The sequence below is a fragment of the Nocardia sp. BSTN01 genome (assembly GCF_015354405.1).
Classification (GTDB): Bacteria; Actinomycetota; Actinomycetes; order Mycobacteriales; family Mycobacteriaceae; genus Nocardia.
On record NZ_JADKYP010000004.1, the window covers coordinates 25,521 to 38,050 of the forward strand.

At 68.6% G+C, this 12,530-nt stretch carries 11 protein-coding genes; 10 read left to right on the top strand and 1 reads right to left on the bottom strand.

Going from position 1 to position 12,530, the window contains the following annotated elements; all coding sequences use genetic code 11:
• Nucleotides 1-46 precede the first annotated feature (46 nt).
• Entirely contained in the window at nt 47-742 is a 696-nt protein-coding gene (locus tag IRT45_RS05240; protein ID WP_194804743.1) for a 5-formyltetrahydrofolate cyclo-ligase, read from the bottom strand.
• Nucleotides 743-966: 224 nt separating this feature from the next.
• Between IRT45_RS05240 and IRT45_RS05245 the strand changes: the two genes are divergently transcribed.
• The 10 genes from IRT45_RS05245 to IRT45_RS05290 all read left to right on the top strand — a co-directional run bounded on the left by IRT45_RS05245 (nt 967) and on the right by IRT45_RS05290 (nt 12,523).
• Complete coding sequence (locus IRT45_RS05245; RefSeq protein ID WP_194804745.1) at nt 967-1,920, top strand: UTP--glucose-1-phosphate uridylyltransferase; 954 nt, start codon at nt 967-969, stop codon at nt 1,918-1,920.
• Between the two features lie 68 nt (nt 1,921-1,988).
• Complete coding sequence (glp, locus tag IRT45_RS05250; RefSeq protein ID WP_036505452.1) at nt 1,989-3,242, top strand: gephyrin-like molybdotransferase Glp; 1,254 nt, start codon at nt 1,989-1,991, stop codon at nt 3,240-3,242.
• Between the two features lie 9 nt (nt 3,243-3,251).
• Nucleotides 3,252-3,902 carry a GNAT family N-acetyltransferase gene (locus IRT45_RS05255; RefSeq protein ID WP_194804747.1) on the top strand — a complete coding sequence of 217 codons (651 nt, stop codon included), beginning with the start codon at nt 3,252-3,254 and terminating at the stop codon, nt 3,900-3,902.
• Nucleotides 3,903-4,131: 229 nt separating this feature from the next.
• The gene (gene glpR / locus IRT45_RS05260; protein ID WP_194804749.1) at nt 4,132-5,355 is read left to right on the top strand and encodes a gephyrin-like molybdotransferase receptor GlpR; all 1,224 of its coding nucleotides are present in this window, start codon (nt 4,132-4,134) and stop codon (nt 5,353-5,355) included.
• 498 nt (nt 5,356-5,853) lie between these two features.
• Nucleotides 5,854-6,819 carry a hypothetical protein gene (locus tag IRT45_RS05265; protein WP_194804751.1) on the top strand — a complete coding sequence of 322 codons (966 nt, stop codon included), beginning with the start codon at nt 5,854-5,856 and terminating at the stop codon, nt 6,817-6,819.
• 24 nt (nt 6,820-6,843) lie between these two features.
• Nucleotides 6,844-7,101, top strand: coding sequence for an acyl carrier protein (locus IRT45_RS05270; protein WP_194804752.1), 258 nt, complete (start codon nt 6,844-6,846; stop codon nt 7,099-7,101).
• Nucleotides 7,071-8,729, top strand: coding sequence for an AMP-binding protein (locus IRT45_RS05275; RefSeq protein WP_194804754.1), 1,659 nt, complete (start codon nt 7,071-7,073; stop codon nt 8,727-8,729). Before IRT45_RS05270 ends, IRT45_RS05275 begins: the two co-directional genes overlap by 31 nt.
• Before the next feature lie 2 nt (nt 8,730-8,731).
• Nucleotides 8,732-9,877 carry an acyltransferase gene (locus IRT45_RS05280; RefSeq protein ID WP_194804757.1) on the top strand — a complete coding sequence of 382 codons (1,146 nt, stop codon included), beginning with the start codon at nt 8,732-8,734 and terminating at the stop codon, nt 9,875-9,877.
• Between the two features lie 15 nt (nt 9,878-9,892).
• Complete coding sequence (locus IRT45_RS05285) at nt 9,893-10,717, top strand: class I SAM-dependent methyltransferase (RefSeq protein WP_194804759.1); 825 nt, start codon at nt 9,893-9,895, stop codon at nt 10,715-10,717.
• 9 nt (nt 10,718-10,726) lie between these two features.
• The gene (locus IRT45_RS05290) at nt 10,727-12,523 is read left to right on the top strand and encodes a carbamoyltransferase C-terminal domain-containing protein (protein WP_194804760.1); all 1,797 of its coding nucleotides are present in this window, start codon (nt 10,727-10,729) and stop codon (nt 12,521-12,523) included.
• The last annotated feature ends 7 nt before the right edge of the window (nt 12,524-12,530 follow it).

Here is a 12,530-nt window from a genome sequence, read left to right on the forward strand (position 1 = left end):
GTGAGGTCGCACCGGCGCCACCGAGTCCGAGCGCCCGGTGCCCGCTTCATACGCTGGAATATCGACCGCCGATCTCGCGATCGCCGGCATCGAGCCTGCACAGTCCGGCCTCCGGCAGCAATGCCCACCCCATCCGGCGATCGTGGGGTTCCTCCGGCAGCACATCCAGCAGTTCCGTGTCTCGAACGACCGCCACCAGACGTGCGTCCGATCGCGCCGCAGGCAGCGTCCGGTCGTAGTACCCGGCGCCTCGCCCCAGCCGCACACCGCGCCGATCGACCGCGAGCGCCGGGATCACGATCACCTCGGGCCATTCGATCGCCGCTACGCCCAACGGCGGCCCTTCGGGCTCGAGCAGTCCGTAGCGGGCGCGCCGCAGCCCCTCGATGCCCGTGTATTCCGCCCACCCCAGCGGACCGGGCGGTCCCGTCACGGGGACCATCACTCGAACCCCCGCGACCCGCAGTGCGTCGAGCATCGCGACCGAACCGGGCTCACCCGCGACCGGGATATACCCCGCCACCCACCGCGAGCCCGCAGCCTCCGAGCCGGATCCTCCCGCCGGGCGGCGATCGTCGCTGTGCGGCCCATCGGTACGCGGCCGGTCGATGTCCAGCACCCGCGACACGGCCCGGCTCAGCGCCTCGGCCTCCGCGGCCCTGGTCTCCGGCGGCACCGCCGCCCGGGCGGCCAGCAATTCCGCTCGCCACCGCCCCTTGTCCCGCTGACCGGCGATCTCCACAGGGCTCACCCTAGGTGGGCGAACGGTGAGTTTGCCCGCTCCCGTGTTTCCAGGTGCCCTCGGTGGGGAATCGCTGACCCGACGCGGTACCGCGAACTCGCTGGTGAGGGTTGCTGCCGCACCGTTTCGGTGCGACGGCGCCGCCGTGGCCGCCTAGGCTTCCCAGATGCCGGGCCGGTGTCGAGCCGGTCCGACGACAAGAGCGATGGATAGGGTGTGCACTTATGACAGCTGACGCCGGATCGGACGCGACGCAGGCCGTGAGTTCCTGCTTCCGCACCGCGGTGGTCCCCGCGGCCGGACTCGGGACACGGTTCCTGCCCGCGACCAAGACCGTGCCGAAAGAGCTGCTGCCGGTGGTGGACACACCCGGTATCGAATTGGTGGCCGCCGAGGCCGCCGGCTCGGGCGCCCAGCGGCTGGTCATCGTGACCTCGCCCGGGAAGGACGGGGTCGTCGCCCACTTCGTCGAGGATCTGGTGCTGGAGAGCACGCTCGCCGAACGCGGGAAGTTCCAGCTGCTGGAGAAGGTGCGCAAGGCTCCCGGCCTGCTCGATGTGACCTCGGTCGTACAGGACGAGCCGCTGGGGCTGGGCCACGCCGTCGCCCAGGCCGAGCAGGCGCTCGATCCCGACGAGGACGCCATCGCGGTGCTGCTGCCCGACGACCTGGTGCTGCCGTGCGGGGTCCTCGACGTGATGAGCCGCGTCCGGCGCAAACGCGGCGGCACGGTGCTCTGCGCGATCGACGTCCCGAAGCAGGAGGTCAGCGCCTACGGCGTGTTCGACGTGGAGCCGGTGACCGACAGCACGAACCCCGACGTGCTGCGCGTGGTCGGCATGGTGGAGAAGCCGGCGCTCGAGGAGGCGCCGTCGACCTTCACCGCCGCGGGCCGGTATCTGCTCGATCGCGCCATCTTCGACGCCCTGCGCCGCATCGAGCCGGGTGCGGGCGGTGAACTCCAGCTCACCGACGCCGTATCGCTGCTGATCGCGGAGGGACATCCGGTTCATGTCGTCGTCCACCGTGGGTCGCGCCACGACCTCGGCAACCCTGGCGGTTATCTTCGTGCTGCGGTCGATTTCGCTTTGGAGCGAGACGAATACGGCCCCGCCTTGCGCGAGTGGTTGCAGCGTCGGCTTGCTCCGGATTGGAACCCGCAGCTGATCTCGTCGTGACGACGGGGTCGGCCGGGTCCCGTCACCGCGGGACCGGGTGATCAGTCGGAGTAAAGGGGAAGGGCGGCATGCGCTCGGTTGAGGACCAGCAGATCAAGGTGACCGCGGCGGCCGTGGCCCCGCGGCCGGTCCGGGTCGCGATTTCCGAGGCTCAGGGTCTGCTGTGTGCCGAGGATGTGGTCACCGAGCGTCCGCTGCCCGGATTCGATCAGGCCGCCATCGACGGGTATGCCGTGCGCAGCGTGGATGTGCAGGGCGCCGGCGCCGACATCCGCACCGAGGACGGTGATCCGATCGATCTGACGCTGCCGGTGGTCGGTGAGGTCGCCGCCGGTTCGCGCCAGCCGATCCGGTTGCAGCCGCGGCAATCGGTGCGAATCGACACCGGCGCTCCGCTGCCCACGCTGGCGGATGCGGTGCTGCCGCTGGATTTCACCGACGGCGGCCGAGCCCGGATCAAGATCTACGAGCCGGTCCGGTCCGGCGATTACGTGCGGCGCATCGGTGACGATGTGCAGCCCGGCGATATAGCGGTCCGGGCGGGCACCATCATCGGCGCGGCGCAGGTCGGCCTGCTGGCGGCGGTCGGCCGGGACAAGGTGCTGGTGCATCCGCGGCCGCGGCTGTCGGTCATCTCGATCGGTGGCGAGCTGGTCGACATCGACCGCACGCCCGGTCCGGGACAGGTCTACGACGTGAACTCCTACGCCCTGGCCGCCGCCGCCCGTGACGCCGGCGCCGATGTGAATCGGGTCGGCATCGTCAGCGCCGATCCCAAGCGCCTGCGCGATGTCGTCGAGGGACAGCTGGTGCGTTCGGAGGTCGTCGTGATCGCGGGTGCGGTCGGCGGCTGGGCCTCCGATCAGATCCGCGAGGCCCTGGAGGGGCTGGGCGAGCTGACCATCGATCGGGTCGCCATGCATCCGGGTTCCGTGCAGGGTTTCGGCCGGCTCGGCCGCGACGAGGTGCCGACGTTCCTGCTACCGTCGAATCCCGTTGGCGCGCTGGTGGTTTTCGAGATCATGGTGCGGCCGCTGATTCGGATCGCGCTGGGTCGCCGGCATCCGATGCGCCGCGTGGTGCGGGCCCGCACGATCATGCCGATCACCTCGATGGAGGGCCGCCGCGGCTACCTGCGCGCCCAGTTGATGCGCGACGAGCAGACCGGCGAGTACCTGGTTCAGCCGCTGGGAGTCAACGGCTCGTCGCATCTGCTCTCGACCCTGGCCGAGGCCAACAGCCTGATCGTCATCGACCCGGAGGTCACCGATATTCGCACCGGTGACGAGGTCCAGGTCGCATTTCTCGCGCAGCGCGGGTGATCTGTGGACATGAACGTATTCCGGGCCGCCCAGCATCCCGGCTGGCCCGCACATCTCGGTCCGGTTCGCGTCGCGGGCGGGCGGGTGACCCTGCGCCCGATCCGGCTGCGGGACGCGGCCGCCTGGTCGCGTATCCGGCTGCGCGACCGCGAACATCTGGAGCCGTGGGAGCCGACCGGCCGGGGTAGCTGGGAGGCGCGCAATCACGCCTCCAACTGGCCCTCGCTGTGGTCGAGTCTGAAGGCCGAGGCGCGGCGGGGTGCGATGGTGCCGTTGGTGATCGAGGTCGACGGATCCTTCGGCGGTCAGCTGACCATCGGCAACATCGTGCGCGGGGCGTTGCGTTCGGCGTGGATCGGCTACTGGGTCGCCAAGGATGTCGGCGGGCAAGGGGTGGCCACCGCCGCGCTGGCGATGGGCCTGGATCACTGTTTCGGGCCGGTGGGCCTGCACCGGGTGGAGGCGACGGTGCGCCCGGAGAATCTGCCCAGTCAGGCGGTCCTGCGCAATGTGGGCTTCCGCGAAGAGGGCACATTGCGACGCTATCTGGACGTCGACGGCGCGTGGCGGGACCATCTGCTGGTCGCGATGACCGCCGAGGAGGTATCCGGCACGGTCGTCGATCGCCTCATTCGCTCCGGTCGTGCCACGCCGCCGTGAGTGGCCCGGTCACACGGCGTGTCCCGTGTCGACGCGCCCGGGCGGAGTGCTGACCGGCTTGTGACGGATGGGACGGGTGTGGGCGGCGCGCCTGCGGGATATTCCTGTGACGCCGCATTAACCTACGGACGTCGGTGGTGCGTCCGGTGCCAGGACGGAACAGGTGGCGAGAACCTGCCCAGTGGTCGAGAAGGGACAGTGGTCAGGCGGGGACGGAGGTGGGAGCGCGATGCCGAATTCGATCTTGTGGATCGCGCTGGTCGTGCTCTGGGTCTTCGTGCTGTTCCCGATGCTCGCGGATCGGCATCCGCGGATCCGCCGCACCACGGACGTGGCCCTGGCAACCCGGGTGCTGCATCGAGGCGGTACCAGACGACGTGCGAAGAAAGGGCCGGCCACCGGACATGAGACCGATCCGGACTGGGTGCCGGCCCCTCGGCAGAAAAGGCTTTCCCACGGCGATGATGCGGAGGACCGGATGACGACATCGGCCGATGAGCCCGTCATCGAGGACGACCGGAACGCACCCGAGCGCGCCGAATCGGAGGTGACGCGGGCCCGCCGCAGTGCCGGTGATCCGCCCGGTCGCGCCGACGCGGCCGAAGAGCACACACCCATCGACGCCGCCGATGCCGAGCCGGACGGCGACGAACGCGACGACGCCGGCGGCACAGCCGAAGGCGAGGGTGACGGTGACCTCGTCGGAGACGTCCGCACCGACGATCCGGGCGATGCCGACGATCGTGAGGAGGCCGACGACGTTCCGGCCGCCGCCGAGACCGAGGATCGCCCGCAGACGAGCATGGCCCGCATCCCACCCGCACCGAGCGCGGCGGTTCCGGCCCGGCGCGGCGATGTGGATCCCGACGCCGATCTCGACGACTCCGAAGACGCCGACGACCTCGACGACCGCGTCGACGACGAACCCGAGTCGGCCGCACGCGATTTCGTCCCGTCCCGGCGTGGTCGTGGCGGGTTCGATCCGGAGGCCGACGCGATCGCGCGCGCGGCCCGGTATCGCTTCCGGCAGCGCACCGCACTCGGATTGGTCCTGAGCACACTGCTTTTCGGCGCCTTCGCGATCGTCGTGAACGCGACTCTGTGGTGGGGTTGTGCGCTGTCGGTGGTGGCGTTCGGGGCCTATCTGGCGTATCTGCGGCGGCAGGTGCGCTTCGAGGAGGACATCCGCCGTCGTCGCGCCGCGCGGCTGCCCGGGGCGCGGCAGCGCCCGGCCGGCCACGCCGAACCGGTTGCGCAGGACCAGGTCCGGGCCGAGCGGCGCCCGGGCATGGACCGCGACGCCGCTCGTGCCCTGCGCCGTCGCGCGGTGGTGCTCGACGTCGACGACGAGGACCCATTGTTCGACCATCTGGAGCACTTCGACGCCGCCGCTGCCCGGGCCACCCGGAACCGGGCCGCGGGTGGCGAAATCCGCCGCGCCGCAGGCGAATAGGATCCGACAGCGCGTCGCCGACGGCCGCCGCATCGTAGCCAGGGGCTGCGAGCGGCGGCCGTTTCGGCGTGCTGGGGCGATTTTCCATCGCTGGGAGCGGGTGAATCGGCATCTGTGGCTAACTTCCCGCATCCCACATGAGGGGTGGGGTGTGGTGAGCTGTCAGCCGGAATGTGAAACGCCCGTGTCCACTCACCGGGAGTGCCGAGAAGGCGGCAAATTCATAGATAACCTCTTGCCGTTGTGATCTGCCCGTTACGAGTGGCTCGCGGGCTATTTCGGGAGTAAGCTCGGGCATCGTGCAGAATCGCTGTCCACAAGATCGAAGGATTTAATCCTTCCGGTACGGATGCGTGGTCACGGGTATTGACACGCCGCAGCAGGTGAGGACGCTGCGCGTGGGGTAGCTGGGCGGTTGGAAGGGTTGATCGACGTGTATGAAAGCACTCTGCTATCGATTTTCACCGGCCTGCCGTCGTAACAGATCGAGAAATCGCGATGAACAATTCAACGGTCATCGACGAGATCGAGATCGATCTTGCCGAACGGGTCACCGCGCTCGATCTCTATCGTCGCTGGGAAATGCAGCAATGGCAGGCGCAGAGCCTGGAATACGAGCGTGATGCCGAGGGCTGGGCCCAGCTGCCGGCCTTCGCGCGGTTGCCGCTGCTGGCCACCCTCGCCCGCTTCCTGATCGGCGAGACGACCGTGACCGAGACCTTGGCGCCGCTGGCCTACGCCGCGCCCGAGGTCGACTACAAGATGTATCTGGCGACGCAGCTGGCCGACGAGGCGCGCCACACCGTCTTCTTCCGGCGTTACCTGGCCTTTCTCTCCGACACCCTGGGCAACGAGGAGTTGTCGCAGGTCAGCGGCGTCGATCGGGTGGGTGACCTGTTCGAGAAGGCGCTCGTGGACGCGGTCGAGCGGGTGCGGGCGGATCCGGCCGACACCGCCGCCTGGTACGAGGGGGTGGTGGTCTACCACCTGCTGGTCGAGGGTGCGGTGGCGATGACCGGTCTGCACACCGTGCTGGGCACCGTGCGGGCGCTGCCGCGCTTCGACATCCTGCGGACCGGCATCACGAATGTCGCCCGTGACGAATCGCGGCATATTTCCTTCGGGGTGCTCGCGTTGCGCAACGGAGTCCGCGGCGGATATCGCGAACATATTGTGGAGATGATTCGCAGACATCTTCCGGCGGCGGCCCGGACTCTGGTCGATCCGGAAACCCGGGATCCGTTTCCGCGATTGGTTCCGGTATTGCAGAAACGCGCCGAGATACTTCACGAACAATGGGAATTCGCGGAGAGTTCTCTCGGCCGGAGAATGACGTCGATCGGAATACCGCGCGACATTATTTCGGAACTCGCGGAAAACTGGCGCGAATCGTGCGCGGCAGCCGCCGGAGAATATTCCGATATACACGGCGAACCACATCCGATCACGTACCTCGTGCGGTGAACACAAACAATTCGGGAGCATTTCGTGGACGAAAATGAAGTGCGCGACCAGGTACGGGAACTGGTCCGTCGGCACGCCCCCCAGCCCTCGGCGGAATTGACCTCCGATGATGTGCTGGCCGAACAGCTGGGTTATGACTCGCTGGCCCTTATCGAACTCGCGCTCGGCCTGCAGGTGCGATTCGGAATCGACGCCGGCGGTGACTCCGGTGCGACGAATGTGGTGACCGTCGGCGATATCGAGCAGATGGTGTGCGACGCGCTGCGGGCGAAACAGCCGTGACGGGGCTGCTCGACTGGCTGGCCTACGACGGCGAGGACCGGGGCTGGACCATCGCCGACGAGGGCCAATGGCGGCGCGTCGGCTACCCGCGGCTGAGTGAGCGGGTGCGGCGGGTGGCCGCGGCCTGTATCGACGCCGGGGTGCGTCCGGGTGCGGTGGTTTCCATCGTGGAATCGGCTCCGGAACGATTCATGACCAATTTCTTCGGCGTGCTGGCCGCGGGAGCGACACCGAATCCGCTGGCGCCGCCGCTACCGCTGCAGAACGAGTCGGCGTATCGGCAGCAACTGTCGGCATTGCTGGCCGCGGCCGCACCGTCGGCGATCATCGTGGCCGAGGAACTCACCGCGGTGGTTCATCCGGTGCTCGAATCCCTGGGCGGGGTCACGATTGTCGGGACGTCGAATGAGACTCCCGCCGTGACGGAACTGCCGGGTTGCGAGCCCGACCGGATCGGGTTGCTCCAATTCACCTCCGGCAGTAGCGGTTCGCCCAAAGCGGTACGGGTATCGGTGGCGAATCTGGAGGCCAATTGCGCCGCGATCGACCGGTGGCTGGAGTTTCGGCCGACGGACCGGATCGCCACCTGGCTGCCGCCGTATCACGATATGGGGCTGATCGGCTGCATCATCACGCCGACCATTCTGAATCTGGACATTCAGGCCATGACGCCGATCGATTTCATTCGCGATCCGCTGTCGTGGCTGTCCTGTTTCGGCCGCGACGGTGCGACGATCACGGCGACACCGAACTTCGCGCTGGCGTATCTGCTGCGAAAGATGACCGACGAAGCCTTGGCCGGAATGGATTTCGATCCCTGGCGGGTGATGATCGTGGGCGCCGAACGGATCGATCCGGCGATTCTGCGCGGCTTCGCCGAGCGGCTGGCGCCATACGGATTCGATTCGCGCACACCGTGTCCCGCCTACGGGCTCGCCGAGGGCACGCTCGCGGTCTCCGGTCTGCGTCCCTCGGAGCCGGTGCAGGCCGCCGCGGTGACCCCCGACACCGGCGCCGTGGACGGTCCGTTCGACCTGATGTCCGCGCCGCTCGAGGACGGCCGGCGCTGGCTGGTCGGCTGCGGCGCACCGCTGGACGGGGTGACGGTGCGGACCGCGTCGACCGACGAATATGCCGGAGCGCCGGGCGAATTGATCGTCGGTGGTCCGAGCGTCGCTCGGGAGTACCAGACCGCGGAGGGCACTCGCGACCTGTCGCGTGCCGAGGACGGCGCGCTGGCGACCGGTGACGCGGGCCTGCTGGTGGGTGGGCAGCTGTATCCGATCGGCCGGGTCGGCGACGCGGTGAAGGTGCGCGGTCGCACGGTCTATGCCGAGGACATCGAGGCGGCCGTGGTGGAGGCGTTCGGCGTGCCCGCCAATCGTGTGGTCGCGCTGGCAGGCAACGCCTTCGGCGCCGCACGCGTCGCCGTGCTGGTCGAGGACAAGCCGGTGGAGGCTGTGCGACTGCGGCAGGTCCTGGCCGGGCAGCTCGGAGCGGAGACGTCGCTGCGGTTGTTCATCGGCGACCGGGGACTCATCGCGCGTACCACCAGCGGTAAGCCGCGGCGGCGGGTGATGTGGAACCAGTTGCTGCAGGGCGAATTCGACGCCCTGGAGAGGAGTTGACGATGGCGCCGGTACCGCTGTCGACCGTCGACCACATGTGGACGGCGAATATGGCCGGTCCGCTGCAGTTCGTGGTGGAGTTCGGCGAGGTGCTCGACGCCGATCGGATCGTCGAGGCATATGTCGAGACCGCCCGCGAATTCGTCGGCGCGGACGCGGCACTGGTGCAACTCGACGAGCGCACCCTGGCGCTCGACGTCGACGATCCGCGCCCCGCGATCCGGGCCACGGTCGCCGAATCCACCGTGCCGCTGAGTGAATGCCTCGACCCGGTCGAGATCGGGGTGGGCCATGTGCTCGCACGCGGCCGGGTGGTGACCCGCGGCGACCGCACGGCCGTCGGGCTGTCGATGTCGCACGGCTTGGCCGACGGCTACGGCATGTTCTTCTTCCTGGCCGCATGGGCGGCTCGGGCACGCGGTGCTCGCTTCCTGTCGCCGCGCTGCGACCGCCAGGTGCTGACGCGGCCGCAGGCCCGTGAACGCGACAGCGTCGATCCGGATGCGTTGCGCCGGGCCGGTTTCGTCATCGTCGAGCCGGATCTGGAGCTGCCCGAACTCGACGTCCACACCGGACGGCTCGACCTCACCGAATGCGAGGCGCAGGCCGAGGTTTCGGGCCTGTCTACCGCGGATCTGGTGGCGGCGGGCCTGTTTCGCGACTACGCGGCGACCAAGGACACCGACCGGGTGACCCTGGCCTGCCCGGTCGACATCCGTCGCTTCGTCCGCGAGCTGGGCCCCACGTATTTCGGTAACGCCTTCGTGCAGGTGCTGGTCGATGTCGACACCGAGCGGGTGCGCAACGCCTCGGTTCCGGAGATCGCCGGCTGGGTGCGGGACGCGGTCGCCACCGCGCCCGAACGCATCGACGACGCGATCGCCGAACTCGAGGCGTTTTTGCAGGTGCACGGCGTCGCGGGACTCGACCGGGTGTGGGGATATCCGCCGCAGTCGGGCTTCCTGGTCAGCAATCTGTCCCGGATCCCCGCCTCCTGGCTGGATTTCGGCGCCGGGCCGCCGGTCGGTCTGGTGACACCGGGCCGCCGGCCGCGCCAGGACGGGGCCTATCTGCTGCCCGATCCGGAGCGAGCGCACAGCCTGCAATGGGCCTCCACGCTCGAGCACGAACCGGCCGCGCGTTCGTAGAGAGACGAATCCGATATGGCTGCAGCGATGACCTACAGCATGGCCGTCGGCGATCGCGATGCGGCGCGCCTGGCCCTGCTGGATCAGCATTACAACCCGAGTTCCCGGGCCTTCCTCGAGTCGGTCGGGCTGTGTGCCGGTGCGACGGTGGCCGATATCGGCTGCGGGCACGGCGCGATGACGGCCTGGCTGGCCGAGCGGGTCGGGCCGGACGGCATCGTCTACGCCGTCGACGCCTCCGCCGAACAGCTCGAGATCGCCCGCCGGCTGGTCGGCGATCTGCCGCAGGTGCGCTACGTGCACGCGCGCATCGAGGACGCACCGCTGGAACCCGGATCGGTCGACTGGGTGTACAGCCGCTTCCTGCTGATGCATGTGACCGACGCCGCCGCCGCGCTCACCGCGATGGAGCGCATGCTCGCCGACGACGGTGCGCTGCTGCTCGAGATGTCCGACGTCGGGGCACTGCGATTCGTCCCCGCCGACGATCCGGCCGCGGATCTGTGGCGGGAGTGGTGGTTCGCCCTCGGCCGGGCGCGCGGCGCCGCGCACGACATCTACGACCGCACTCCGCAGCTGCTCATCGAGGCCGGCTTCATCATCGCGCGCCGCGATCGCTTCCAGCCGGTGTCGGCGATGCCGGAGGCGAAGATGTTGCACGCCTTGGGTTTCGAACAGTGTGTGCCCGCCTACCTGGAACACGCCGGCGCCGACCCGGCGGCCATCGATGCCCATCGCGCCTTCCTGCAGCGCGTCGTCCCGGATACCGACATCGCCGTCGAACTGTATGCGACCAGCCAGTATTTCGCCCGCAAACGTCCGCGGGCACGAAGATTGTGAGCCTCCGCCATGGTGAGAACACCAGCCGCGCAACCGAAGTCGATCATGGGGATCAGCGGTCTGCACAACAGTGTGCCGTTCAAGCAGGCCCGGTTTCCGGGACTGGAATGGCGTGATTATCGCATCACCCAGGGCTTCGATTCCGCGGCGGCGCTGCTGCACGAGGGCGAGCTGGTCAGCGCGGTCGCGGAGGAGCGGTTCACCGGCGAGAAGGCGACGGGCGCCTTTCCCGAACACGCCATCCGTTTCGGCTGCGAGCGGGCCGGGATCTCGGTCGATTCGCTCGACGTCCTCGCGCACGGCTTCTCCTACGAGCCGTTGCGAGCCGAATTCGATCACAGTGAGCTCGGGCGCGCGCGCTTCCGCGAGGTCTTCGCCCGGCAGGTGGTGCTGGACAAACTCGCGGAGACCTTCGGCGGTGACTGGGACGACCGGCTGGTGCAGGTGCCGCATCACCTGGCCCACGCGGCCAGCACGTTCTATCCGAGCGGATTCGATTCGGCGCTGATCCTGGTGGCCGACGGCATGGGGGAGCAGCACAGCGCGACCGTCGCGCTCGGAACGGATGCGGGCATCGAACCGATCGCGACGGTCTCGGAGCTGAATTCCCTGGGAATTCTCTACGGCGTCTTCACCTACTATCTGGGCTTCGCGTTCGGCCTCGACGAATACAAGATCATGGGGCTGGCGCCCTACGGTGACCACCGCAAACACTTCGCGGCGATGATGGATCTCATTCATCTGCGGCCGGACGGTACTTTCACGATTCCCATCCTGTACCGCAACGAAACCGATCTGGACCGGGAAACCTACCGCGGCACACTGAAAGCCGTCGAGGAGATCTTCGGGCCGGCCCGCGGCCCCGAGGACGAACTGACCGACCACCACCGCGATATCGCGGCCGCCCTGCAGGCGGCGCTCGAGGCGACGCTGCTGCATACGCTGCGGCACTTCCGCAAACAGACCGGCGCGAAGAATCTGTGCATGGCCGGCGGGGTCGCGCTCAACTGCACGGCGAACGGCGTGATTCTGCGCAGCCGCCAGTTCAAGCGCATGTTCATCCAGTCCGCGGCCGGCGACGACGGCACCGCGCTGGGTGCCGCGTTGTACGTCCACCATCAGCGTGACCAGGCGGCCCCCATCGCGGGCATCGAGACCCCGCTGAACGGCCCGGAATACTCCGACGACGAGATCGCGGCGGCGCTGACGGGCCGCACCGACTGCACCGCAACACGATTCGACGACTTCGCGGCGCTGGCCGCCGAACTCGGCCGCCGGTTGGCCGCCGGGCAGATCGGGGCGCTGTTCCAGGGGCGCCTGGAGTACGGACCGCGCGCCCTGGGCAATCGCAGCATTCTCGGTGACCCGCGCCATCCGCGGATGCGCGACATCATCAACGCGAAGGTGAAGAAGCGGGAGGGGTTCCGGCCCTTCGCCCCCGCGGTCCTCGACGAGTACGCGACCACGTATTTCGACATCAAGGACACCGAGGTCGACACCTACGCCTGGATGTTGTTCATCACCTCGGTGCGGCCGGAATTCCGCGAGGGATTGCCGGCGGTCACCCATGTCGACGGATCGGCCCGGGTGCAGACGGTGTCGCGGGACCGCAACGAACGGTTCTGGACGGTGATCGACGCCTTCCGGCGGGAAACCGGAACGCCGATCCTGCTGAACACCTCGTTCAACGTGAAGGGCCAGCCGATCGTGTGCACGCCGGCCGAGGGCCTGGACACCTTCGTCACCGCCGGACTGGACGTGCTGGCCATCGGCAATTACCTGGTAGAGCCGGTTCGCGCCGGATAAGTGGGAT

Bases quoted from the DNA above. Each gene is read 5' to 3' on its own strand.
- IRT45_RS05245 (WP_194804745.1), top strand. From the start codon at position 967: ATGACAGCTGACGCCGGATCGGACGCGACGCAGGCCGTGAGTTCCTGC.
- IRT45_RS05285 (WP_194804759.1), top strand. From the start codon at position 9,893: ATGGCTGCAGCGATGACCTACAGCATGGCCGTCGGCGATCGCGATGCG.
- glpR (WP_194804749.1), top strand. From the start codon at position 4,132: ATGCCGAATTCGATCTTGTGGATCGCGCTGGTCGTGCTCTGGGTCTTC.
- IRT45_RS05290 (WP_194804760.1), top strand. From the start codon at position 10,727: ATGGTGAGAACACCAGCCGCGCAACCGAAGTCGATCATGGGGATCAGC.
- IRT45_RS05255 (WP_194804747.1), top strand. From the start codon at position 3,252: ATGAACGTATTCCGGGCCGCCCAGCATCCCGGCTGGCCCGCACATCTC.
- IRT45_RS05280 (WP_194804757.1), top strand. From the start codon at position 8,732: ATGGCGCCGGTACCGCTGTCGACCGTCGACCACATGTGGACGGCGAAT.
- glp (WP_036505452.1), top strand. From the start codon at position 1,989: ATGCGCTCGGTTGAGGACCAGCAGATCAAGGTGACCGCGGCGGCCGTG.
- IRT45_RS05265 (WP_194804751.1), top strand. From the start codon at position 5,854: ATGAACAATTCAACGGTCATCGACGAGATCGAGATCGATCTTGCCGAA.